This window comes from Streptomyces sp. NPDC087906 (assembly GCF_055584925.1).
Window position 1 is genome coordinate 656,536 of sequence record NZ_JBVJLC010000003.1, and the last position, 23,082, is coordinate 679,617.

15 protein-coding genes are annotated in these 23,082 nt (G+C 69.7%); 7 read left to right on the forward strand and 8 right to left on the reverse strand.

Features of this window, described 5'->3' with window-relative positions:
• Nucleotides 1-305 precede the first annotated feature (305 nt).
• Entirely contained in the window at nucleotides 306-4,163 is a 3,858-nt protein-coding gene (locus ACZ63I_RS12375; RefSeq protein WP_469337951.1) for a GH92 family glycosyl hydrolase, read from the forward strand.
• 75 nt (nucleotides 4,164-4,238) lie between these two features.
• Here ACZ63I_RS12375 and ACZ63I_RS12380 read toward each other — a convergent pair whose 3' ends face one another.
• The 3 genes from ACZ63I_RS12380 to ACZ63I_RS12390 all read right to left on the reverse strand — a co-directional run bounded on the left by ACZ63I_RS12380 (nucleotide 4,239) and on the right by ACZ63I_RS12390 (nucleotide 9,922).
• On the reverse strand, nucleotides 4,239-5,600 hold the full coding sequence (locus ACZ63I_RS12380; RefSeq protein WP_469337953.1) for a serine hydrolase domain-containing protein: 1,362 nt from the start codon (nucleotides 5,598-5,600) through the stop codon (nucleotides 4,239-4,241).
• 207 nt (nucleotides 5,601-5,807) lie between these two features.
• Nucleotides 5,808-8,519: an aconitate hydratase AcnA gene (gene acnA, locus ACZ63I_RS12385; protein ID WP_469337955.1), complete on the reverse strand. Its 2,712-nt coding sequence runs from the start codon at nucleotides 8,517-8,519 to the stop codon at nucleotides 5,808-5,810.
• Between the two features lie 200 nt (nucleotides 8,520-8,719).
• Nucleotides 8,720-9,922, reverse strand: coding sequence for an MFS transporter (locus ACZ63I_RS12390; protein WP_469337956.1), 1,203 nt, complete (start codon nucleotides 9,920-9,922; stop codon nucleotides 8,720-8,722).
• Nucleotides 9,923-9,960: 38 nt separating this feature from the next.
• Between ACZ63I_RS12390 and ACZ63I_RS12395 the strand changes: the two genes are divergently transcribed.
• Nucleotides 9,961-10,533, forward strand: a complete 573-nt coding sequence (locus ACZ63I_RS12395) for a CGNR zinc finger domain-containing protein (protein WP_469337958.1) — start codon at nucleotides 9,961-9,963, stop codon at nucleotides 10,531-10,533.
• Between the two features lie 116 nt (nucleotides 10,534-10,649).
• Here the strand turns inward: ACZ63I_RS12395 and ACZ63I_RS12400 are convergent, their stop codons facing one another.
• On the reverse strand, nucleotides 10,650-11,891 hold the full coding sequence (locus ACZ63I_RS12400; RefSeq protein ID WP_469337959.1) for a carbohydrate-binding protein: 1,242 nt from the start codon (nucleotides 11,889-11,891) through the stop codon (nucleotides 10,650-10,652).
• 237 nt (nucleotides 11,892-12,128) lie between these two features.
• Between ACZ63I_RS12400 and ACZ63I_RS12405 the strand changes: the two genes are divergently transcribed.
• The 5 genes from ACZ63I_RS12405 to ACZ63I_RS12425 all read left to right on the forward strand — a co-directional run bounded on the left by ACZ63I_RS12405 (nucleotide 12,129) and on the right by ACZ63I_RS12425 (nucleotide 18,787).
• Complete coding sequence (locus ACZ63I_RS12405) at nucleotides 12,129-14,132, forward strand: hypothetical protein (protein ID WP_469337961.1); 2,004 nt, start codon at nucleotides 12,129-12,131, stop codon at nucleotides 14,130-14,132.
• A gap of 7 nt (nucleotides 14,133-14,139) precedes the next feature.
• Nucleotides 14,140-15,618: a type 1 periplasmic-binding domain-containing protein gene (locus tag ACZ63I_RS12410; protein WP_469337962.1), complete on the forward strand. Its 1,479-nt coding sequence runs from the start codon at nucleotides 14,140-14,142 to the stop codon at nucleotides 15,616-15,618.
• 101 nt (nucleotides 15,619-15,719) lie between these two features.
• Nucleotides 15,720-15,920 carry a DUF4236 domain-containing protein gene (locus ACZ63I_RS12415; RefSeq protein ID WP_041991983.1) on the forward strand — a complete coding sequence of 67 codons (201 nt, stop codon included), beginning with the start codon at nucleotides 15,720-15,722 and terminating at the stop codon, nucleotides 15,918-15,920.
• A 166-nt stretch (nucleotides 15,921-16,086) separates the two neighbouring features.
• On the forward strand, nucleotides 16,087-17,616 hold the full coding sequence (locus ACZ63I_RS12420; protein ID WP_041991981.1) for a helix-turn-helix domain-containing protein: 1,530 nt from the start codon (nucleotides 16,087-16,089) through the stop codon (nucleotides 17,614-17,616).
• Between the two features lie 217 nt (nucleotides 17,617-17,833).
• Complete coding sequence (locus ACZ63I_RS12425; RefSeq protein ID WP_469337964.1) at nucleotides 17,834-18,787, forward strand: glycoside hydrolase family protein; 954 nt, start codon at nucleotides 17,834-17,836, stop codon at nucleotides 18,785-18,787.
• 61 nt (nucleotides 18,788-18,848) lie between these two features.
• On the opposite strand, the gene ACZ63I_RS12430 is transcribed toward ACZ63I_RS12425, so the two are convergent.
• The 4 genes from ACZ63I_RS12430 to ACZ63I_RS12445 all read right to left on the reverse strand — a co-directional run bounded on the left by ACZ63I_RS12430 (nucleotide 18,849) and on the right by ACZ63I_RS12445 (nucleotide 23,069).
• On the reverse strand, nucleotides 18,849-19,694 hold the full coding sequence (locus ACZ63I_RS12430) for a ribokinase (RefSeq protein ID WP_469337966.1): 846 nt from the start codon (nucleotides 19,692-19,694) through the stop codon (nucleotides 18,849-18,851).
• Nucleotides 19,691-20,632 carry a carbohydrate ABC transporter permease gene (locus tag ACZ63I_RS12435; RefSeq protein WP_469337967.1) on the reverse strand — a complete coding sequence of 314 codons (942 nt, stop codon included), beginning with the start codon at nucleotides 20,630-20,632 and terminating at the stop codon, nucleotides 19,691-19,693. Before ACZ63I_RS12435 ends, ACZ63I_RS12430 begins: the two co-directional genes overlap by 4 nt.
• A 2-nt stretch (nucleotides 20,633-20,634) precedes the next feature.
• Nucleotides 20,635-21,582 (reverse strand): carbohydrate ABC transporter permease, encoded by a 948-nt coding sequence (locus ACZ63I_RS12440; protein ID WP_469337968.1) that lies wholly within the window; start codon nucleotides 21,580-21,582, stop codon nucleotides 20,635-20,637.
• A 125-nt stretch (nucleotides 21,583-21,707) separates the two neighbouring features.
• Nucleotides 21,708-23,069, reverse strand: a complete 1,362-nt coding sequence (locus ACZ63I_RS12445; protein WP_469337970.1) for an ABC transporter substrate-binding protein — start codon at nucleotides 23,067-23,069, stop codon at nucleotides 21,708-21,710.
• Between the last annotated feature and the right edge of the window lie 13 nt (nucleotides 23,070-23,082).

A 23,082-nucleotide genomic window follows, 5' to 3' on the forward strand; every position in this document is an offset into this window, starting at 1 on the left:
CCACGGGATACGCGGGGCGGGTGCCGACAGGTATAGTCCACTTCCCGCCAGGTGAGCAAGATCGAAAGCAGGTTTGGACGGCAGTCTTTCCCTAGTTGAGACCTCCCGGACATGTGAGCCGGTTGTGTACTCATTCGACCAGGTCGGTCCTGAGGGAATGACCGGTTTACCACCCCCACCACGTCCAACACCCTTGACACCTCACGGCTCTTGTCCCCTACTGGTCCCTCGCGCACCACTCTGACAACGTTGTCCGACGTGGTTCCGGCCTGATTGGACGGGATCCTCGGGAGGAAAGGCTCGGTATGCAGCAGAAACCCGGACGCCGGCGCAGACAATGGCATACCGCATCCCTGGTGGCGGCGGCGGCGCTCCTCGTGGTGAGCGCCCAGTCGGCGGCCCAGGCCCGTTCCACGGACCGGAGCGCGGCGGAAAGCAGCACGCGGCAAAAGGAATTCAGCTCCTCTTTCGAGACGGGCGAAGTCCAGCCGGACTGGCGGAATACCGTAGAAGTGGGACCGGACGGAGAGAAGCGGGCATCCGGTGTCGACGGCGCCTTCACCGCCGGAATTCCGGGCAATGTCACCGACCGGGTGACCGAGGTGCGGGCCAGCGGCGAGAACCCGGACTCGGGCGAGACCAAAGAGAATCTGGTCGATGTCCAGTCGGGCACCAAATGGCTGACGTTCGAGGCGACCGGCTGGGTCGAGTTCGACCTCGACGCCCCGGTCAAGGTCGCCACGTACGCGCTGACCTCGGCCAACGACCACGCCGAGCGTGACCCGAAGGACTGGAAGCTCCAGGGCTCGACCGACGGCAAGGCATGGAAGGAGCTGGACGCCAAGACCGGCCAGACCTTCGCCGAACGGTTCCAGACGAAGTCGTACGACATCGCCGAGCCCGCCGAGTACCAGCACTACCGCGTCGACTTCACCGCCAACAACGGCTCCCCCGACGCCCTGCAACTGGCCGATGTGCAGTTCTCCGACGGGAACACCGCTCCTCCGGCGCCGCAGGACATGCGCACCCAGGTCGACCGGGGGCCCGCCGGATCGCCGACGGCCAAGGCCAACGCGGGCTTCACCGGTACGAAGGCGCTCAAGTACGCGGGCACGCACAAGCCGGACGGCCGCGCGTACTCGTACAACAAGGTCTTCGACGTGAACACGGCCGTCGGCCGGGACACCGCGCTCTCCTACCGGATCTATCCGTCCATGACGGAGACGGACCTCAACTACCCCGCCACGAACGTGTCGGTGGACCTCGCCTTCACCGACGGCAGCTACCTCAGCGACCTCGGGGCCGTGGACGCGCACGGCGGCAAGCTCACCCCGCAGGGGCAGGGCGCGGCCAAGCGGCTCTACGTGAACCAGTGGAACCAGGTGGACGCGCGGATCGGCGCCGTCGCGGCGGGCCGGACGGTCGACCGGATCCTGGTGGCGTACGACTCGCCCAAGGGCCCGGCGGCGTTCCAGGGCTGGATCGACGACATCAGCATCGCGCCCGCGCCGCCCGAGAAGCCGCTCGCGCATCTGTCGGACTACGCCTCGACGGTGCGCGGCACCAACTCCAGCGGCTCGTTCTCGCGTGGCAACACGTTCCCGGCCACGGCCGTGCCCAACGGCTTCAACTTCTGGACGCCGGTGACCAACGCGGGCTCCAACAGTTGGCTGTACGAGTACGCGCACAACAACAACGCGGACAACCTGCCGACGCTCCAGGCGTTCAGCGCCAGCCATGAGCCGAGCCCCTGGATGGGTGACCGGCAGACGTTCCAGCTCATGCCGTCGGTGGCGGCGGACACCCCGGACGCGGACCGCGCGGCGCGCGCGCTGCCCTTCCGGCACGAGAACGAGGTGGCGAAGCCGCACTACTACGGGGTGACGTTCGAGAACGGGCTGAAGGCGGAGATGACGCCGACGGACCACGCGGCGGCGATGCGCTTCCGCTACCCCGGCGACGAAGCGAGCATGGTCTTCGACAACATCTCCAACGACGGCGGGCTCACCCTCGACCCGGGCAGCCGGTCCTTCACCGGTTTCTCCGACGTCAAGAGCGGGCTCTCGGTCGGCGCCACCCGGCTGTTCGTGTACGGCGTCTTCGACGCGCCGGTCACCGCGAGCGGCAAGCTCACCGGCGGCGGCGGTGACGACGTCACCGGCTATCTGCGCTTCGACGCGGGCAAGGACCGCACGGTCAACCTGCGTCTCGCGACGTCGCTGATCAGCGTCGACCAGGCGAAGAAGAACCTGGCGGCCGAGATCCCGGCGGGCACCGGCTTCGGCCAGGTCGAGAAGAAGGCGCAGCGGGCCTGGGACCAACTGCTGGGGAAGGTGGAGGTCGAGGGCGCGAGCAAGGACCAGCTCACCTCGCTGTACTCCAGCCTCTACCGGCTGTACCTGTATCCCAACTCGGGCTTCGAGAACACCGGTTCGGCGTCGCGTCCGAAGCAGCAGTACGCCAGCCCGTTCTCCCCGATGCCGGCCCCCGACACCGCGACCCACACGGGCGCGAAGATCGTGGACGGCAAGGTGTATGTGAACAACGGCTTCTGGGACACCTACCGGACGACCTGGCCGGCGTACTCGCTCCTCACGCCGGAGAAGGCGGGCGAGATGGTGGACGGCTTCGTCCAGCAGTACAAGGACGGCGGCTGGATCTCCCGTTGGTCGTCCCCGGGCTACGCCGACCTGATGACCGGCACCAGTTCGGACGTGGCGTTCGCCGACGCGTACGTGAAGGGCGTCGACTTCGACGCGGCAGCGGCGTACGAGGCGGCGTTGAAGAACGCGACGGTGGCGCCGCCCAGTTCGGGTGTGGGCCGCAAGGGCATGGAGACCTCGCCGTTCCTCGGCTACACCTCCACCGACACGGGAGAGGGCCTCTCGTGGGCGCTTGAGGGGTATCTCAACGACTACGGCATCGCGCAGATGGGCCAGAAGCTCTACAAGAAGACGGGCAAGGAGCGGTACAAGGAGGAGTCGGCGTACTTCCTCAACCGCGCCCAGGACTACGTCACGCTCTTCGACCACGAGGCCGGCTTCTTCCAGGGCCGCGACCCGCAGGGCGCGTGGCGGGTGCCGTCCGCCGAGTACGACCCGAAGGTGTGGGGCTACGACTACACCGAGACCAACGGCTGGGGTTACGCGTTCACGGCCGTGCAGGACACCCGCGGTCTCGCCGACCTGTACGGCGGGAAGGCGGGTCTCGGCAAGAAGCTCGACACGTACTTCGCCACCCCCGAGACGGCGTCGCCCGACGTCGTCGGCTCGTACGGGAGCGTCATCCACGAGATGACCGAGGCGCGCGACGTGCGGATGGGCATGTACGGCCACTCCAACCAGGTGGCGCACCACGTCACTTACCTGTACGACGCGGCGGGCGGACCGTCGAAGACGCAGGAGAAGGTGCGCGAGGTCCTGTCGCGGCTGTACACCGGCAGCGAGATCGGCCAGGGCTACCACGGCGACGAGGACAACGGCGAGCAGTCGGCCTGGTACCTGTTCTCCTCGCTCGGCTTCTACCCGCTGGTCATGGGCAGCGGCGAATACGCCGTCGGCTCACCGCAGTTCACCAAGGCGACACTGCATCTGGGCGGCGGCCGCGACCTGGTCGTCAAGGCCCCGAAGAACAGCGCGAAGAACATCTACGTCCAGGGTCTGAAGGTCAACGGGAAGACGTGGAACTCCACGGCGCTCCCGCACGACCTGCTGGCGCGCGGCGGCACGCTGGACTTCGCGATGGGTCCGAAGCCGTCGGCCTGGGGCACGGGCAAGGACGCGGCGCCGGTGTCGATCACCAAGGGCGACAAGGCCCCGACGCCGCGCTCCGACGCGCTGACCGGCCCTGGTCCGCTGTTCGACAACACGTCGGCGACGGAGTCGGCCGTCAGCGGGCAGGTGGAGCTGCCGGTCGACTCGGCGACTCGGGCCGTGCAGTACACGCTGACGTCGGCCAAGGCGGCGGAGGCACCGGCCGGTTGGGCGCTGGAGGGCTCGGCCGACGGGAAGCGGTGGACGACGGTGGACGCGCGGTCCGGGGAGAAGTTCTCCTGGGACCAGCAGACACGGGTCTTCACCGTGGCGCATCCGGGCACGTACCGGCAGTACCGGCTCGTGCCGAAGGGCCAGGCGTCGCTGGCGGAGGTGGAGTTGCTGCGCTGACGCGCTGACTCGCAGGTGGGATGTGCTGTTCGGCGGCCGGGGGAACTCCCCCCGGCCGCCGAGCGGTTTCAGGCTTCAGCGGCGCGTCAGCTCGCAGGGGTGGGAGAGGAAGTTGCCCATCAGGCCCTCGGCGTCGCCGTCCTTGTACGCGTACGCGACGCCGGTCAGTCCGTCCTCGCCCGCCGCGCCGTCGAGCCGTAGCGCGAGTCCGAGCCGGGGGCTGTTCAGCCTGGCGTCGGCGGTCGGCAGTTGGAGCGGGAGGTCCGCCCGCAGGTCCCACTCGGCCGACGCGTCGGCGGGTCCGCTGGCGCGCTCGCCGTCCACGCTCAACTCGACGCCGCCGTCCGGCCGTACGCGCAACTCGGTGGGGATGTCCCGCTCGGGCGCCGCGATCCGGCCGCTCCACGCACCCGGCGGCAGTGCGGCGGGGCGCGCCGGGTCCTCGGTCAGGGGCGAGATCAGCTCGGGCCGGTAGTGCGGCACGAGCGCGCTCATCACGTACTGGACGACCGCGTCGCGGGCCGCCTTGTTCGTACTGTTGGTCAGCACGGCCACCGACAGCTCCTGGTCGGGCACCGCGACCAGCATCGCCGCCACGCCGCCCATACCGCCGCCGTGGCTGACCACCGACGGGCCGTCCCCGTACGACACGCACCAGCCGAGCCCGTACCCGAGGTGCGCGTTGATCGGGATCCCGTCCCGCATCGCCGCCGCCGTCGCGGGCGTGAGCAGCCGCTCGTACGACTGGCCGAAGAGCGCGAGTTCCGGCGCGGGCGCCCAGCCGAGGGTGGCTCCGGGGTGGCTGGTGCCCAGGGAGCGGGGATACGGGCGGCCGTCGGCCGTGTGGCGCACCGCCGACGGCGCCGGGCCCGGATAGGCGCTCGCCAGAAGGCAGTTGTGCAGGTCGAGCGGTTCGAAGACCCGCTCCCGTACGAACGAGCCGAGCGGCTGTCCTGTGACCTGCTCCAACAGCCGCCCCAGCGCCCGGTATCCGAGGTTCGCGTACGCGTAGCCGGCGCCCGGCTCACGCTGGAGCCGGGCGTAGCGCTCCGCGTCGAGGGCGGGCTTGTCGGCGCCGTGGTGGAAGTCGTAGTGCATCCCGAACCCGCCCCGGTGGCGCAGCAACTGACGCACCGTCGGATCGGGCCACGGCGTGTCGCCGGCCACGGGCACGGGCTCGTCGAGACCGATCAGCCCCTCGTCCACGGCGACACACACGGCGGTCGCGGTGACCGGCTTGCTGATGGACGCCAGCGCGTACGCGGTCTGCGGCGTGGCCGCCCGCCCGGCGGCCGCGTCGGCGAACCCGTACGCCTCGGCCAGCACCACGTTCCCGCACTCGGCCACGGCGACGGACACCGAGGGGCATCCGTGCTCCCCCAACGCGGCGGCACACGACGCACCCAGCCCCGGCAACCCGTTCCTCGCACCAGTCATGGTCACAGTGTCCCCCGAGGCCGGTACGGCTCGCCGGCGGTGCGTGCCACGCGGTGTGCGTCTTCAGAGAACGACCGCAGGCCGCGATTTGCGGCCCGGAGCCGAACGGGACGACTCCCTGTACATCACTGACGGAAGGTGTGTCACGGGTGAAGGGCCGCACCCCCGAGGGGGTGCGGCCCTTCACCTGTTGCGCCAAGCCCTGAGTTACTTGCTGATCAGGCTGCGCAGCACGTACTGCAGGATGCCGCCGTTGCGGTAGTAGTCCGCCTCGCCGGGGGTGTCGATGCGCAGGACCGCGTCGAACTCCACACCGGTGTCGGTGGTGACCTTGACCGTGGCCGGGATGGAGTCGTTCAGCGCGGTCACACCGGCGAAGGAGAAGGCCTCCTCACCGGTCAGGCCCAGGGAGGCGGCGGTAACGCCCTCAGGGAACTGGAGCGGGAGCACGCCCATGCCGATCAGGTTCGAGCGGTGGATGCGCTCGTACGACTCGGCGATGACCGCCTTCACACCGAGCAGAGCCGTGCCCTTGGCCGCCCAGTCGCGGGACGAGCCCGAGCCGTACTCCTTGCCGGCCAGGACGACCAGAGGGGTGCCGGCCTGCTGGTAGTTGACCGACGCGTCGTAGATGAAGGAGACGGGCCCGCCGTCCTTCGTGAAGTCGCGGGTGTAGCCGCCCTCGGTGCCCGGCGCGATCTGGTTGCGCAGGCGGATGTTGGCGAACGTCCCCCGGATCATGACCTCGTGGTTGCCGCGGCGCGAGCCGTACGAGTTGAAGTCGCGGCGCTCGATGCCGTGTTCCGTCAGGTACGTGCCGGCCGGGGTGTCGGCCTTGATCGCACCGGCCGGGGAGATGTGGTCGGTGGTGACCGAGTCGCCCAGCTTGGCGAGGACGCGGGCGCCGGTGATGTCCTCGACCGGGGACGGCTCCTGCGCCATGCCCTCGAAGTACGGGGGCTTGCGCACGTAGGTGGACTGCGGGTCCCACTCGAAGGTGTTGCCCGTCGGGATGGACAGCGCCTGCCACTGCGCGTCGCCGGCGAAGACGTCCTTGTACGAGTCGTTGAACATGTCCTGGCCGATCGCGGAGGCCACGACCTCGTTGACCTCGGCCTCGGAGGGCCAGATGTCCTCCAGGTGGACCGGCTTGCCGTCCTGGTCGGTGCCGAGCGCGTCGCGGGTGATGTCCACCTTCATGGAGCCCGCGATGGCGTAGGCGACGACCAGCGGCGGCGAGGCCAGGTAGTTCATCTTGACGTCGGGGTTGATCCGGCCCTCGAAGTTGCGGTTGCCGGAGAGCACGGCGGTGACCGCGAGATCGGCGTCGTTGACGGCCTTGGAGACCTCCTCGGGCAGCGGGCCCGAGTTGCCGATGCAGGTGGTGCAGCCGTAGCCGACGAGGTTGAAGCCGAGCTTGTCGAGGTACGGGGTGAGGCCGGCGCGGTCGTAGTAGTCCATGACGACCTTGGACCCGGGGGCCAGCGTCGTCTTGACCCACGGCTTGCGGGTGAGGCCCTTCTCGACGGCCTTCTTCGCGACGAGCGCCGCGGCGACCATGACGGCCGGGTTCGAGGTGTTGGTGCAGGAGGTGATCGCGGCGACGGTGACGGCGCCGTGGTCGATCTCGTACGTCGAGCCGTCCGGGGCCGTGACGAGGGTGGGCCGGGTCGGCACACCGTTGTGGGAGGCCGGCGAGTCGGAGGCCGGGAAGGACTCCTTGCCCGACTCCTCGTCGTCCGTCACGTAGTTCCGTACGTCCTGGGCGAACTTCTGCTGGGCCTCGGCCAGGATGATGCGGTCCTGCGGGCGCTTGGGGCCCGCGATGGACGGGACGACCGTGGCGAGGTCGAGCTCCAGCTTCTCGGAGAAGTCCGGCTCGGCGGCCGGGTCGAGCCACAGCCCCTGCTCCTTGGCGTACGCCTCGACGAGCGCGATCTGCTGCTCGCTGCGGCCGGTGAGCGTGAGGTACTTGATCGTCTCGGCGTCGATCGGGAAGATCGCGGCCGTCGAGCCGAACTCCGGCGACATGTTGCCGATGGTGGCGCGGTTGGCGAGCGTGGTCGCGCCGACGCCCTCGCCGTAGAACTCGACGAACTTGCCGACGACGCCGTGCTTGCGCAGCATCTCGGTGATGGTCAGCACGAGGTCGGTCGCGGTGGTGCCGGCGGGCAGCTCGCCGGTCAGCTTGAAGCCGACGACGCGCGGGATGAGCATCGAGACGGGCTGGCCGAGCATCGCGGCCTCGGCCTCGATGCCGCCGACGCCCCAGCCCAGCACGCCGAGGCCGTTGACCATGGTGGTGTGCGAGTCGGTGCCGACGAGGGTGTCGGGGTATGCCTGGCCGTTCCTGACCATGACCGTACGGGCCAGGTGCTCGATGTTGACCTGGTGCACGATGCCGGTGCCCGGCGGGACGACCTTGAACTCGTCGAAGGCGGACTGGCCCCAGCGCAGGAACTGGTAGCGCTCCTGGTTGCGGCCGTACTCCAGCTCGACGTTCTGCGCGAACGACTGCGGCGTGCCGAACTTGTCGGCGATCACGGAGTGGTCGATGACCAGCTCGGCGGGGGCCAGCGGGTTGATCTTCGCCGGGTCGCCGCCCAGCTCCTTGACGGCCTCGCGCATGGTGGCCAGGTCCACGACACACGGCACACCGGTGAAGTCCTGCATGATCACGCGGGCCGGGGTGAACTGGATCTCCTGGCTCGGCTGCGCCTGGGAGTCCCAGCCGCCGATGGCACGGATGTGGTCGGCGGTGATGTTCGCGCCGTCCTCGGTCCGCAGCAGGTTCTCCAGCAGCACCTTCAGGCTGTAAGGGAGGCGCGCAGCGCCCTCGACCTTGTCCAGCCGGAAGATCTCGTACGACTCGTCGCCCACACGCAGCGTGCTGCGGGCGTCGAAGCTGTTCGCCGACACGACAGTCTCCTTCATCAATGTGCGCGTACTACCGCATCCTGCCGCCTCGATCTGTCGCCCATCCGCTAAGGTATGGCTAAGTTAGGTGACCCTAACCGACTGACGGCTGCGGTACGCCTTCGGCAGATATCTCGATGTCGAGATAACTGTAGTACATGACCGCCGCGCGGTCATGCTCCGACCTCCCTGATTGCCCGGCCTCACGCACGGCGAAGAGTCCGGGCCCGGCCGCGGCGGCGGGTCGGGGCGTACCAGGCTGCGCACAGGGCGGCGAGGAGCTGGACTCCGGCGGCGGTGAGGAGTGCGGCGGGGAGGGAACGGGCTGCCAGGGGGCCCGCCGTGGCCGCGCCTACGGCGAAGCCGGTGATCTTCAGGCTCGCGCCGGTGGTGAAGACCTGGCCGCGCAGCCGGCCGGGGGCTTCGCGGTGGCGGACCGCGAAGAGGGCTGTGAGCTGCGGGCCCTCGCCGATGCCCGCGATCAGCATCGCGGTGACGAGCAGGGCCGGCCGGCCGGTCGCGGTGAGGAGGAAAGCCGCGGCGAGGACGAGCGTGCTGCACCAGATGACGGTGTCCGGGCGCAGCAGGCGCGGGTGGCGCGCGAGTAGCGCGTTGGCGGCGAGTGCCGAGGCGGCGGTGGCGGAGAGGAGGAGCGCTCCGCGATCGGCCGAGCCGAGGCTCTGCTGTCCGATCAGCGGGGTGCAGGCGATCACCATGCCCTGGCCCGCGCTGGAGACCACCGACGTCGTTGTCGCCCGGATCAGTGGCCGGTTACGGGTGATGGCCCGCAGTCCTGCGGCGAGGTCGGTGGCGACCGACGTGGTCGGCCGTTCTCGGGTCGGTCCCGGGGGCCGGGGCAGGGCGAGTGCCGAGGGCAGTGCGAGGCAGATCAGCGCGACGGCCATGACCACACCGGCGGACGCCCCGGCCAGGCCGGCGACGGCCCCCGCCAGCGCCGGGCCCGCCAGGCTCGCGAGGTTGAAGGTCATCGCGTCGAGCGCGTTGGCGCGCGGCAGGCTCTCCCGGCCCACCACGCCGGGCAGTTGCGAGGTCCACCCGCCGGACAGGGCAGGTCCCAGCAGTCCGGCGGCTACGGCGATCAGGACCGTACCGGCGACGGGGCCGCGGCCCAGGGCGGCGAGGACGAGCAGGAGCATCGCGGCGTAACCGGCGAGGGCCCAGGCCAGCAGGCGGCCCGGCCTGGGCGACCTGTCGAGCACCGCGCCGAAGACGGGGCCGCCGACCGCCGCCGAGATCATGAGGCCCGCCAGGAGCGACGACGCGGCGGACGCCGATCCGGTGACCGCGAGTCCCGCCAGCAGCAGGGCCGGACCCGACATCTCGTCCCCGGTGCGGGCGGCGGCAGCCCCGGCGACGTACCGCCACAGCGCGTAACGCTTTCCCATTCGTGTCACGTTACGGAGGTAACTCAAAACTTCACAAGATGCGTTACATTCGTCGGGTGCCCCTCAGAGACGACGACTGGTCGACCCGGCATTCGGTGCGGGCGGTCGCCGACCGGACCGCCGCCCTTGTCAACGCCCTGGCCTGCGAGGACCCGGCGGCCGACACGATCGCCGAGGTGCTGCGCGAGCACGGCGAGAGCGGCCCCTTCGCACTGTCCACGACCGATGTCGCCGCGATGCGCGACGCCGCCATGCTGCTGCGCGAGGTCTTCACCACGGACCAGGTCGACGTCGCGGCGACCCGGCTGAACCGCCTTCTCCGGCGCACCGCCGGCACCGTCCGGCTCACCGCGCACGACGGTCTCTCGCCCTGGCACCCCCATCTCGACGGCGACGACGACGCGCCCTGGGGCGAGTGGTTCCTCGCTTCCTCCTGCCTGGCCCTGACTGTCCTGATCTGGGACCACCAGCGCCCGCCCGGCGGCCTCTGCGCGTCGGCCGGCTGCCGCAACGTCTTCCTCACGCAGGGCAGCGGCCCGCCGCGCCGCTACTGCTCCCGCCGCTGCGCGACGCGCGAACGGGTCGCGGCCCACCGCCGCTCGCGCGCCTGAGCCCCCCGTGACGCGCGGATGCCCCAGGAGCCTGCGGGCCGTGGGGCGCGCGCCGGCTCCCGGGGCATCCGGGTCGGTCAGTTCAGCAGGGCGGTCAGGTCAGCAGGGCGGTCAGATCAGCAGGTGCCCTCGTCCTTCCAGGCGCCCCACTCGCCGGTCGAACCCGGCTTCTCGTTCTGCGTCCACCACTGCGCCTTCCACTTGTGGCCGCCGTACGAGACCTCCTCGCCGCCCGTGTAGACGGTGGTGGCGCTCCACGGGGTCGTGGTGCAGGTGCCCGGCGGGTTGGTCGGCGGGTCGGTGGGCGGATTCGTCGGCGGGTTGGTGGGCGGCGTCGCCCCCGCGAACTTCACCGAGTACTTCGCGAAGTCCCAGGCGGCCTGCGGCACACTGCTGCACGTGCCGGACGTCGCGCCGTTGTTGTCGGCCGGTGTGCACTGCCGGTCGCGGTTGAGCGACCAGAAGGTGAACCGGTCCATGCCGTGGCCGGTCGCGAAGTCGAGGACCGTCTGGAAGTCGGCCTGGCTGAAGTACTCGCCGGTGTCGCTGCGGCCGTTCATTCCGGAGAAGCCCTCGTGGGCGTAGGCCGTGGCCTCGCTCCAGCCGAAGGTGGAGCGGAGGATCGCGTTGAAGTTCGTCAGCGCGGAGGTCTGCGAGGCCGCGCCGTTGAACCCGCCGTCGAACGGCATGATGGAGAAGTTGTTCGGTGTGAAGCCCTGCGCCTTGGCCTCGTTCAGCATCTGGGTGCCGAACCAGCCGGTGCCCGCCGCCGTGCCGGCCGTGGTGACCGAGACGTAGAGGCCGGGGTTGTTCTGCTGGAGGATCTTGGCGGCGCCGATCTCGTGCGCGACGGCCGCCGTGTTCTCGTACTCCGGCTCTTCGAGGTCGAAGTCGATGGCCTTGAGCTGGTACTTGGTCACGACCTGCTGGTACGCGGCGGCCGTGGCTTCCGAACTGGCGCATGCCTGGCCGAGTTTGGTACCGCCGTAGCCGCCGATGGAGACGGACACGTCACCGCCCTTGGCCCGGATGGAGTTGATGACCCCGCCGACCGCCGTGTCGTTGGCGACGGGCGCGGTACCGCCCCAGGTCGGGCTGCAGCCGCCGCCGTTGGGGGCGAGGATGAACGCGAGTTGGAACGCCTTCAGTCCGGTCGCGTCCATGATGGCGCCGGCGTTGGGCGGGTCGTTGTCGAGAGGCATCAGATAGGGCGCTGCGGCGTACCAGCGGTTGCTGAGCGCTGCCGCGTCGGCGGACGCGGTCGCTCCGGCCGCCTGGCCGGTCGCGAGGGCGGCGAGGCCGGCCGTGGCGAGCGCGGCGGTCGCCGCGCCGCAGAGGAGAGCACGAAGACGCTTCATGTGCAGGTCTCCTGAAGGAGTGGGAGGGAGCCTTCAGAATTGAGCACCGCCAGGGACACGTCAATGACTTGGACTAGACCAATTCAAATCTGTTGTATCGCACAAGCTTTGGCGCCGCGCCGGGGAACCGACCACCCCGCTACCGGTGTCCTGAGCGGGGTGACGTAACAGGGGGCGGCCGCCTACGGTGGGTGGTCACAACAGGCCGGACCGGCCGTTGTCGAAGGGGGGAAGGGCGTGGTGGAGCCCGGGGCCGGTATAGGGCTGCGCGGTCGCAGCGGCATCGTGTCGCTCGTCGACGAGTGTCTGCGGTTACCTCCGGGGGCCGACCGCCCCCTCACGATGCTGCTCGGTCCGCGCGGCAGCGGCGCGAGCGAGGCGCACGGCGCGCTCATGGAGCGCTTCGGACCTGAACACCCCTTCGCCTACGTCGACTTCGGCGGCGCCCAGTCACTGCTGCCGCGCTACGCGCTGGCCCTGCTGGCCCGCCAGTTGGAGCGGAAACTGCCCCGGTTCGGCCGGTCCAGATTCCCCCTGCTGAGCCTGGGACTCCTCGCGTCCGACCAGGAGTTGCACATCCGCAGCCTGGCCGAGGGGCGGCGCGCGGTGCAGCGGCAGCTCGACCGGTTCCAGGAGGCCAACGAAGCCCGGCACGGTGACTATCTGGCGGCCTTCTTCGAGGTCGGGATGGGCGCCGTCGGAGTGCCCGAGGGAGCGTCCGCCATCGCGCTCGCCGTCGCGTCCGACGCGCTGCGGCGCGGCCGCAACCGGCTGCCCGGCCGGGCGCTGGGAAGCCGGCTGACCGCCGGCGCGCAGTGGTTCGGCGCGCACCCGCTGATCCGCAGCGGCGACCGCTGGGAGGCCCTGGTCGAGCTGAACCTGTGGCGCCACGAGGGCGACGCGCAGGAACAGGAGCGGCTGGACCGGGTGCTGTTCTCCGCGTTCCTGGAGGATCTGCGCCGCAACGCCGCGCGCTCCTTCATGCCCCGCTCGTATCTGGTGCTGCTGGACGAGTCGCACGCACCGTACGGACGCCGCTTCCTCGACCTGCTGCTGCGGGCCCGGCACGACGACGCGGTGGTGGCGGGCACCGACTGCGATCCGCTGACCGTCGTGGCGAGTTCCAACCGCTGGCTGCCCCGCTGGGGTCCCGCAACCGGCGACTCCTGGCCCTGGCAGCTCCGCGGCCCCGACCACGCCTCGCTCACCGACTGGAACGACTACCGGCCGACCAGGGACAGCGAGGACACCTGGTGGTACCCGCTGCGGCTGCGCGACCTCAGCCTCGACGAGGTGCGCATCCGGATCGAGCTCCAGCTCGGCGGCAACCCCGACCACGCGCCGTACACCCGGCTCACCCCCTTCGTGCACCGGCTGACCGGTGGTCTGCCGCGCGCGGTGCAGCAAGTACTCGACGTACTGCGGCAGTCGAGCGATGTTCCCGCGGAGAGCGGTTCCGAGCAGGAGCGCTGGCTGCGCACCCTGCCGGACCGGCCGCTGCTCGCAGGCGAGGTGACGAGGTCGCTGGCCGACACCGCGACCGACCATCTGCTGCACGGGCTGGACACGATCGAGCGCGCCATGCTCGCCGAAGTCGCTGCGGCGCGCGACCTTTCCGTGGGCGCGCAGGTGCTGGGACAGGGCGACGCCCTGTTCGGCGAGATGCGCTCGCGCTGGCTGCTGGCCGGGCCCGGCACGCTCGTACCGATGCTGCATCCGTGGCTGCGCAGGCTGCTGCTCTGGCAGTTGGCCCGGCGCCCCGACGACTGGGACATGGCGCACGAACTGCTCGCCGAGCACTACCGGGCCGAGGGCCGGCCCGTGCAGGAGATGTACCACCAACTGGCCACGGGACGGGTCGACGAGGTCGCCGAGCAGTTGAAACGGCGCTTCCTCGACGTACCGGCCGCGCAGTGGATCAGCGAGTTCGGCGCGGTCACCGCGGCGCCCAACCGGCTGCCGTCGGCGGGCGGCCCGCTGGAGGTGCTGGCCGGGCTGAGCCGCGACCGGCCGGGGACGGTCCACGACGGCGGCCCGCAGTCGGTGATCCGCAGCCTCGTCGCCGCCCGCTGGGTCTGGAGCGATCCGCTCGGCGACCCGGGGATGCGGCTCGGCAACATGATCGCCGACGGGTTCGCGCAGCTCTCCAGGCTCCGCAGCTACGACATTGTGCCGCTGTTCAACGAGGCCGAGCGGTACCGCAGTTGGCGTCATCCGCAGACAACGTCCGGGGAGGCATGAGCCGGTGATGGTCAGAGTCGAGTGGCCGCTGCACGTCGTCCGGCGGATCGTGTTCGGGGTGGTGGCAGCCGCCGTACTCGCGACGGGCGGCTGGTTCCTGGTCTCCTGGCTCCAGGAGTCGCAGGCGCGGTGCGGCGCCGGTGTGGTGAAGATGGGCGACGACGACGAGTGCGTGGGGGTGACCGACGGCTCGTACACCTTCGCCGGTCATCTCGCCCCGGTCGAGAAGAAGATCCGGCAGGAGAACGCCAAGGTCGTGAAGGGCGAGGACAGTTATGTGAGCGTCGCCTACATGACCTCCTTCACCCTCAAGGACGACGACAGCAACTCGTCCGAGTCGGTGCGGCACGAGCTGGAGGGCGCCTATCTCGCGCAGTACCGCTACAACGAGGGCGATCTCGGCGGGAAGCCGAAGATCCGGCTGCTGCTCGCCAACACCGGCAGCAGATCGGCCCATTGGCGGCACACGGTCGGTGAACTGACCGAGCGCGCCGACGACAAGCAGGGCAGGCTCGTCGCCGTCACCGGTCTCGGGCCCAGCACGGACGCGAACCTCGCCGCCATCAAGGAGCTGTCCAAGAAGGGCATCGCGATGGTCGGCTCCACGATGACCGCCACGGACATCCAGAACATCCACAACTACGTCCGGGTGTCGCCGACCAACGTGGACGAGGCGTACGCGGCGGCCGGCTATCTCAAGCGGAACAAGTTCAAGACGGCGGTCGTCGTGCAGGACGCGGCGAAGGGAAACCTGTACGCCGGGACCCTGGGACCCGCGTTCAGCCGGGCCTTCCCCGACAAGGCCGGCCATCGGCTGGTGGCGGAGACAAAGACGTTCGACTCCTCCGTACGCAGCGCCTGGCAGACCGAACTGCGCTTCATGTCGGTGGAGTTGTGCGCCCAGAAACCGCAGGTGATCTACTTCGCCGGACGCGGGATCCATCTCACGAGCTTCCTCGACTCGCTGGCCAACCGGAACTGCCAGTCGGAGCAGTTCACCGTCATCGCCGGTGACGACACCAGCAATCTGACGGCGGACAAGCTCGCCGACGCGGCGGCCACGAAGATCAACGTGCTGTACACCGGGCTCGCCCACCCCGACATGTACAAGAAGTACCCGGACGCGGTCTCCGCCCCCTCGGCCAAATTCTTCGCCGAAGGCGCCGAGCTGGACCGGTGGTTCCCCAACGACAGCCGCGACGACGGTCAGGCCATCATGGCCCACGACGCCGTGCTGACAGCGGCGACCGGCATCCAGATGGCGGCCAGCGCGCAGGGCGACGTCGTGGGGGACGCGGTGGCCCGGATGTTCCACCAGATGGACGGCGGCCAGCAGGTGGCCGGTGCGAGCGGTTTTCTGTCCTTCCAGAACAACGGCAATCCGCGCGACAAGGCGGTGCCGGTACTGCGGCTCACCGCCGAGGGCAGGGCGGTGTTCGTCGAGGTGTCGGCGGCCGACGGCCGACCGCAGCAGAAGGGCGGCTAGCCGTCAGGACCCCTGTCCGCAACTGTTCAAAATTTCAGCCAACCCGCCGGACATGTATCCGCGTTGACGGGATATCCGTACCCCTGACAGAGGAGGCGCAGATGCCGATCACATTCCGCAAGAGTTTCCGGATCCTGCCGGGGGTGCGGCTCAACATCAACCGCCACTCCTGGTCCATCACGACAGGCGGCGGTAAGCACGGGCCGCGGCACACGTCAAGTTCGACAGGGCGGCAGACGACGTCCCAGGACCTGCCGGGCCCCTTCGGCTGGCGCAAGACGACGACGAAGCGCCGCGGCTAGGACCTGTCCGGCGGCTCGGGGCCGGACAGTAACCCGAACGGCGGTATATGGATTGTCCATACGGCCCTACAGACCGATCATCGGACTGTGGGGCCGTACGGGTTGTCCTCACCCGACAAACACCCCTCGCGCGGCGCTTATCTCACACGTGAGATAGCCTTTCGCCATGGCAGACGACTACCTCGTACGCATCGGCAAGCTCATCCGTGACGCCCGACAGCACCGGGGCTGGACACAGACACAGCTCGCCGAGGCGCTGGCCACCAGCCAGAGCGCCGTGAATCGCATTGAGCGCGGCAATCAGAACATCAGCCTTGAGATGATCGCCAGGATCGGCGAGGCACTCGACAGCGAGATCGTCTCGCTCGGCTACGCCGGGCCGATGCATCTGCGCGTGGTCGGCGGACGCCGGCTCTCCGGCGCCATCGACGTCAAGACGAGCAAGAACGCCTGTGTGGCGCTGCTCTGCGGCTCCCTGCTCAACAAGGGGCGTACGGTACTGCGCCGCGTCGCCCGGATCGAGGAGGTCTTCCGGCTCCTCGAAGTCCTCAACTCCATCGGCGTGCGCACCCGTTGGATCAACGACGGGGTCGACCTCGAAATCGTGCCGCCGGCCGAGCTGGACATGGCGGCCATCGACGAGGACGCCGCCCGCCGTACCCGCTCCATCATCATGTTCCTCGGCCCGCTGCTGCACCGGATGGACAACTTCCGGCTGCCCTACGCCGGCGGCTGCGACCTCGGCACCCGTACCATCGAGCCGCACATGATCGCCCTGCGCCGGTTCGGCCTGGACATCGCGGCGACCGAGGGCATGTACCACGCGCAGGTGGACCACTCGGTCTCGCCCAGCCGCCCCATCGTCCTGACCGAGCGCGGCGACACGGTCACCGAGAACGCGCTCCTGGCGGCCGCCCGCCACGACGGCGCGACCGTCATCCGCAACGCCTCGTCCAACTACATGGTCCAGGACCTGTGCTTCTTCCTCGAAGCGCTGGGCGTACGGGTCGACGGCATCGGCACCACGACGCTGACCGTGCACGGCGTACCGTCCATCGACGCGGACGTGGACTACTCCCCCTCCGAGGACCCGGTCGAGGCGATGAGCCTGATCGCGGCGGCCGTGGTCACCGAGTCGCGGCTGACCATCCGCCGGGTCCCGATCGAGTTCCTGGAGATCGAGCTGGCCGTACTGGAGGAGATGGGCCTCGACCACGACCTGACCAGCGAGTACGCGGCGGACAACGGCCGTACCCGGCTGGTGGACCTGACCGTGCGGCCCTCCAAGCTGGAGGCGCCGATCGACAAGATCCACCCCATGCCGTTCCCCGGCCTGAACATCGACAACGTGCCGTTCTTCGCCGCGATCGCGGCCGTGGCGCAGGGCAAGACCCTCATCCACGACTGGGTCTACGACAACCGCGCCATCTACCTGACGGACCTCAACCGGCTGGGCGGCCGGCTCCAACTCCTCGACCCGCACCGGGTCCTGGTCGAAGGCCCGACCCGCTGGCGCGCCGCCGAAATGATGTGCCCGCCGGCCCTGCGCCCGGCCGTGGTGGTCCTGCTCGCCATGATGGCGGCGGAGGGCACATCGGTACTGCGCAACGTGTACGTCATCAACCGCGGCTACGAGGACCTGGCGGAACGCCTCAACTCGGTGGGCGCGCAGATCGAGATCTTCCGCGACATCTGACGGACCAACCCCCGCCGCACCCCGTCCGACCCGCTGAGAAGCGGGTCAGGGCGGGGTGCGGCGGCATGTGGGGGGCTTCTGCGGGGCGGTGCGGGGGCGGGGGCCGGGCCGTCCAGGCCGCCGCCACGAAGACTCTTCACTAATTCGTATTAGCAGTCCATGATGTCGACGCCAGCGGAAGTCTCCCCTGAAAAATTCCGTGGAAGTGGACATCGACATGAGAAGAAGAGCGCTGCTCGGCGGCGTGATCGCCGCAAGCTCCGCCGCACTTGTCCCCCGGGCCGCGCAGGCGGCTGCCCTGCCCGGTGGGATGCCTGAGTACCGGTATCTGCGGGACGCCTTGCGTATGCCGTTGCGGTACAACCCCACCGGTGAGTTCATCTTCCCGTGCATCCGCGGGACGGCCGGTACGATCGCCTCCCCGCGGGCCAAGTACTATTTCTACTACGCGCCGCACGAGGCTCCGGGCGGCATCAGTGTCGCGTTCTCGGACACGCTCAACGGTCCCTTCACCGAGTACGGCGCGAACCCACTGATCGACAACAACCTGCCGCCGACGGTCAGTCACGTCTCCTCGCCGCATGTCATCTGGGACGCGCCCACCCGGCAGTTCTTCTGCTACTTCCACGGCGAGAACTTCACGACCCGCGTCGCGCGCTCGACCGACGGTGTCACCTTCACCGACCCGACGCCGATCCTCAGCACCCGGCTGATCCCCGGCACGACGGAGACCTCGTACGCGCGGGTCTTCGAGTACCGGATCCCGGGCCGCGACAACCGCTACGTGATGGTCTTCATGGGCGTGGTGAGCGGCAAGCGCCGGATCTTCTACGGCTGGTCTCCGAACGGCTGGGACCAGTGGCAGTGGAACACGACGCCGCTGGTCAACCCGGAGCCGGACGGCTGCACCGACATCTCGGGACCGTCGCTGGTGGGGCGCAACAACACGATGTACGTCGCCTACCACGGCAGCGACGGCAAGATGCATCTCACCGATGTCGGCCTGAACTTCGACAAGGAGACCCACCTCGGCGTCTTCTACACCCCGATCGCCTCGGACAACGGCCGGGCCGCCGCCCCGAGTTTCGGCTCGGAGAACGGCACCCGCTTCATGTTCTACGAGGCCGGCGCCCGGCTGGACGCCCGTATCTGCATCGCGCGAGAGGTCTGACGCCTGACGCGCCGGCTGAGCAGGCCGCCGTCGAGTCGGCCGACCGGGCCGCGCGAGCGGATCATCGGCCGGCGCGCGGTGTCCGGATGGCTTCGGCCGCTGCCTGCGTCGCCAGCTCGGCGGCTTCGACCAGGCTGCTGCCGTTGACGAGGTGGCCCGCCGTGACACCGGCGAACACATCGCCCGCTCCCGTGGTGTCGACCGGTGTCAGCGCCGGTGCGGGCAGGTGGGTCGTCCGCCCGTTCTCCGCGACGAGTGCGCCGTCGGAGCCGAGGGTGACGACGACGGAGACACACCGCTGCGCGAGGAGGGCCGCCGCTTCCGCCGGTGTGTCGGCGGCCGTCAGATGGTGTGCTTCGGAGACGTTGACGATGAGGGGATCGGCGGCGGCCAGGACATGCTCGGGCAGCGGGGCGCTGGGGCTGGCGTTGACCATCAGCCGGGCGCCGTGCGCGACCGACCAGCGCGCCGCGGCCTCGGTCGTCGCCAACGGGATCTCCAACTGGGTGAGGACGAGCCGGGGCGCGAGCGCGTCGAGTGCGCGGGTGACGTCGTCGGGCAGCAGCAGATTGTTCGCCTCGGGGAGCACGGTGATGCTGTTCTCGCCGTCGGGCGTCACGGTGATCAGGGCGAGGCCGCTGGACTCTCCCCGTACGGCGAACTCGGAGGTGTCGACCCGCCGCCGTACGAGCTCGTCCTCCAGCAACCGGCCCGCGTCGTCGGATCCGCGGCAGCCGACGAACGCCGTCGGTGTGACGGTCGCGGCGGCTGCGGCCTGGTTGAGGCCCTTTCCGCCCGGGTGCCGGCGGTAGCCGGTGCCCAGGACCGTCTCACCCGCGCCGGGGCGGCGGGGCGTACGGGCGACGAGGTCGAGGTTGGCGGATCCGACCACGGCTACGCGGCTCAATTCTTGCTCCCGGTGGTGGCGACCGATGCGACGAAGTAGCGCTGCAGACCGAGCAGGATCACGGCGGGAATGACCGCCAGCACGGCTGTCTCGGCGAAGACCCGCCCGTAGTCGGTGCTGAACGCGTTGAAGGTCTTGGCGATGGCGACGGGCGCGAGGTCCTTGCCGTCGCTGGTGGTGACGAGGATGGGCCACAGATAGGCCTGCCACTGGAAGAGGAAGAGGATCAGACCGGTGCCGATGAGGGCGGGCCGGGTCAGCGGCAGATAGATCTTGAGGAAGATCCGGGGCCACCCGGCGCCGTCCACCCGCGCCGCTTCGGCCAGCTCCGAAGGGATCCCCAGGAAGAACTGGCGGAGGGTGAAGATGGCGAGACCGTTGCCCAGTCCGGGCAGGACGAGCGCGGGAATGCTGTTGGTCAAGTCCCAGTCGCTGAAGGTGTGCGCCAGCGGGATGGCGATGGCCTCGAAGGGGACGAGAAAGCTCAGCACGACCATGCCGAAGACGAACTTGCGGCCGGGGAAGTCGACGACCGCCAGGGCGAAGGCCGCCATCGCGGAGATCACAATGCCGAGGACGACGGTGACGCCGGCCACGATCACACTGTTGGAGAGGTTCCGCAGGAAGCCGTTGTCGACCGCCGAGCGGATGTTGTGGAACGTCCAGTGCTCGGGCCACAGCATGTGCCAAGTGAGGGAGGAGCTGTTGGCGAAGGTCTCGGTGGCGCTGCGGAACGTACTGGCGATGAGCCAGAGGACCGGCAGCAGGAAGGCGAGGCCCACGACGACGGCGACAACGGCCAGCACGACCCGGCCCGTACGGCCCCTACGGCCGGTGTGGCCCGTACCGCCCGTGCGGCCCGTACGGCCGGTGTGATCCGCACGGCCGGACGCAGAAGCTGCGGGCCTGGCAGGGGTCGGGAGCGAAGTGCGGTTCATGATCAGCTCTCCTCGGCGCTGCGCAGCAGCCGGAACTGGACCGCGACGATGACGATCATCAGGGCGAGCAGCACGAGCAGTTCCGCCGCTGCGGTGTGCGGGTCGGCCAGCTCGAAGCTGTTGTGGAAGATGTCGTACATCAGGAAGTTCGACTTTCCTTGCGGCCCCCCGTCGGTCAGGATCTGCATGGGCGCGAACAGGACGAAGTTCGAGACGGTGTCGGCGACGAGGACGAACAGCAGCGGCCTGCGGAGCAGTGGGAGCGTCACCGACCAGAAGCGGCGGAGCGGGCCCGCTCCGTCGATGGCCGCGGCTTCGTAGTAGACGGCCGGGATGTCGTTGAGACCCGCGATGAGGAAGATCATCCAGTAGCCGACGCCGATCCAGCTCGCGATGAGGATGAGGCTCGCCACCACCTGGCCCTGTCCGGTGAGGAAGGGCTGCTGGTGGATGCCGACCCCGGTGAGCGCCGCGTTGACCGGCCCGTCCGGGCGCAGCGCGATCCCCCACACCACGGCGGAGCCGGTCATCGGCACGGCGGCGGGCAGGAAGATCAGGGTGCGCCAGATGCCGGTGGCCGGCAGGTTCTGGGTGAGGAGCACGGCGAGGGCGAGCGCCAGCACGATCTGCAGCGGGTTGACGATGACGTTGAAGATCAAGGTCTGCTGGACGGACGACCAGAAGGCGTGGGACGAGAACAGCGCCGTGAAGTTGTCCAGGCCCACGAAGCTCGGCGGCAGTGTGCTGCCGGGGAGACTGGTGTGCGTGGCGTCGTTGACGGCCTGGATGACCGGGATCAGCCGCAGCACGATGATGAGCGCGAGAGCGGGCGTCAGGAAGATGGCGGCGGCGCTGAGATTGCCCACGAGCCTGCGCCGGTGCAGGGTGCCTTTCCTGCGTGGCGCGGGAGCGGTCTCGCCGGCTTCCGGGGGGTGCGTGGTGAGTGTCATTGCGGGAGTCCCTCCCGCCGGCCGGGGCGCTTTCGGCTCGCCCCGGCCGGTCGGTTCGCGTGGGCTACGGTCTTACGTTCGGATCAGGCCGGATCAGGAGCCCGGCAGGGTCCGAACGGGAGGCCCTAGCGGTACTTGGCCCACGCCTGGTTGATCGTGCTGGTGGCGGCGGACAGGGCGCTGCTCGCCGAGGCGCCGTTGCTGATGTCGTCGAAGGTCTTGGACAGGGTGTCCTCGAACTCGACGTAACCGGCGGTCCTGGCGCGCAGGGTGGCCGTGTTGGCCAGTTCGTACTTGGTCAGGTCGACGGCGCCCGCCATGCGGGGGTCCTTGAAGACCTTCTCGTCGTAGAAGGTCGCCGTGCCGGCGGTGTTGGACGGCGGCACGGTGAGGCTCGGCATGTACTGGGCGAACCCGCCCTTGTCGAGCGCCATGAACTTCATGAAGATCTCGGAGGCGACCGCCTTCTTGCTCGCGGGATTCAGCCCGAGCGACCAGCCGCCGGTGGGCGTGGCCGCCTTGCCGCCCTGGAAGTACGGGTAGGCGGTGACGCCGAAGTCCAGCTTGGCGTTGGACGCGAACTGCGGTCCCCACCAGGGGCCGCCGGGGAAGAAGGCCACCTGGCCCGAGGCGAACAGCTCCGGGGTCTGCGCGACGGGTACGCCGCGCGGCGAGACCTTGTCCTTGTACAGGGAGCCGTACCAGGTCATCGCCTTTTCCCAGCCCGCCGTCTCCAGCTTGGGGGTGAGGTTCTTGTCCCCGCCGGCGCCCGAGCCGCCGCCCAGGCTCTCGGCCAGGGGCTGCAACTGGTAGTAGCGGTTGACCTGGTCGAAGAGCAGGCCCCACTTGGCGCCGGCCTGCTGGGTCTTCTTGGCGTCAGCGGTCACCGCCTCCCAGGTCAGCCGGTCGGCGGGCTTGGCCGAGGGGAAGGGGATGCCGGCCTTCTTGAGCAGCGTCTTGTTGTAGAAGAGGAGCTGGCTCGACGTCTGGAAGGGCATGGCGACGAGCTTTCCGCCGCTGGTCGCCGCCTGCAGGGACGCCTTGTCGACCTTGCCCGCCATGTCGGGGAACGCCGACGACAGGTCGGTGAGCCAGCCGCGCGCCTGGTAGGCGTCGGTGCGGGGCATGTCGACGTCGTACAGGTCGAGCGTCGCGTCCCGGCGGCTCAGCCGGGTGCTGAGGACGCTGTTGAACTGGTCGAACGGGACCGCCTGGTAGTTGACGGTGATGTTCGGGTGCTCCTGGTGGAAGGCGGCGAGCACCGGCTTGATGTCGTCGGCCGAGTACGCGGCGCCGGCGTAGTTGACGGTGACCGGCTTCGCCGGGTCCTTGAGGCTGTCGGCGGCGGTGAGGCCCGCGGGCTTCTGGCTGCCGCCGGACGAGTCGGACCCGGATCCGCAGCCGGCGACGAGCAGGGCCGCGGCGACAGCGCCGACGGCGAGTTGGGTGCCGGCCCTGGCGGGGCGGGGAAGGGTGGGAAGCTTCATGACGGTCCTCTCT

Coding starts and splice junctions, on each gene's coding strand:
- ACZ63I_RS12375 (WP_469337951.1), top strand. CDS start 306: ATGCAGCAGAAACCCGGACGCCGGCGCAGACAATGGCATACCGCATCC.
- ACZ63I_RS12380 (WP_469337953.1), bottom strand. CDS start 5,600: ATGACTGGTGCGAGGAACGGGTTGCCGGGGCTGGGTGCGTCGTGTGCC.
- ACZ63I_RS12390 (WP_469337956.1), bottom strand. CDS start 9,922: ATGGGAAAGCGTTACGCGCTGTGGCGGTACGTCGCCGGGGCTGCCGCC.
- ACZ63I_RS12395 (WP_469337958.1), top strand. CDS start 9,961: ATGCGTTACATTCGTCGGGTGCCCCTCAGAGACGACGACTGGTCGACC.
- ACZ63I_RS12400 (WP_469337959.1), bottom strand. CDS start 11,891: ATGAAGCGTCTTCGTGCTCTCCTCTGCGGCGCGGCGACCGCCGCGCTC.
- ACZ63I_RS12410 (WP_469337962.1), top strand. CDS start 14,140: ATGGTCAGAGTCGAGTGGCCGCTGCACGTCGTCCGGCGGATCGTGTTC.
- ACZ63I_RS12415 (WP_041991983.1), top strand. CDS start 15,720: ATGCCGATCACATTCCGCAAGAGTTTCCGGATCCTGCCGGGGGTGCGG.
- ACZ63I_RS12420 (WP_041991981.1), top strand. CDS start 16,087: ATGGCAGACGACTACCTCGTACGCATCGGCAAGCTCATCCGTGACGCC.
- ACZ63I_RS12425 (WP_469337964.1), top strand. CDS start 17,834: ATGAGAAGAAGAGCGCTGCTCGGCGGCGTGATCGCCGCAAGCTCCGCC.
- ACZ63I_RS12435 (WP_469337967.1), bottom strand. CDS start 20,632: ATGAACCGCACTTCGCTCCCGACCCCTGCCAGGCCCGCAGCTTCTGCG.
- ACZ63I_RS12440 (WP_469337968.1), bottom strand. CDS start 21,582: ATGACACTCACCACGCACCCCCCGGAAGCCGGCGAGACCGCTCCCGCG.
- ACZ63I_RS12445 (WP_469337970.1), bottom strand. CDS start 23,069: ATGAAGCTTCCCACCCTTCCCCGCCCCGCCAGGGCCGGCACCCAACTC.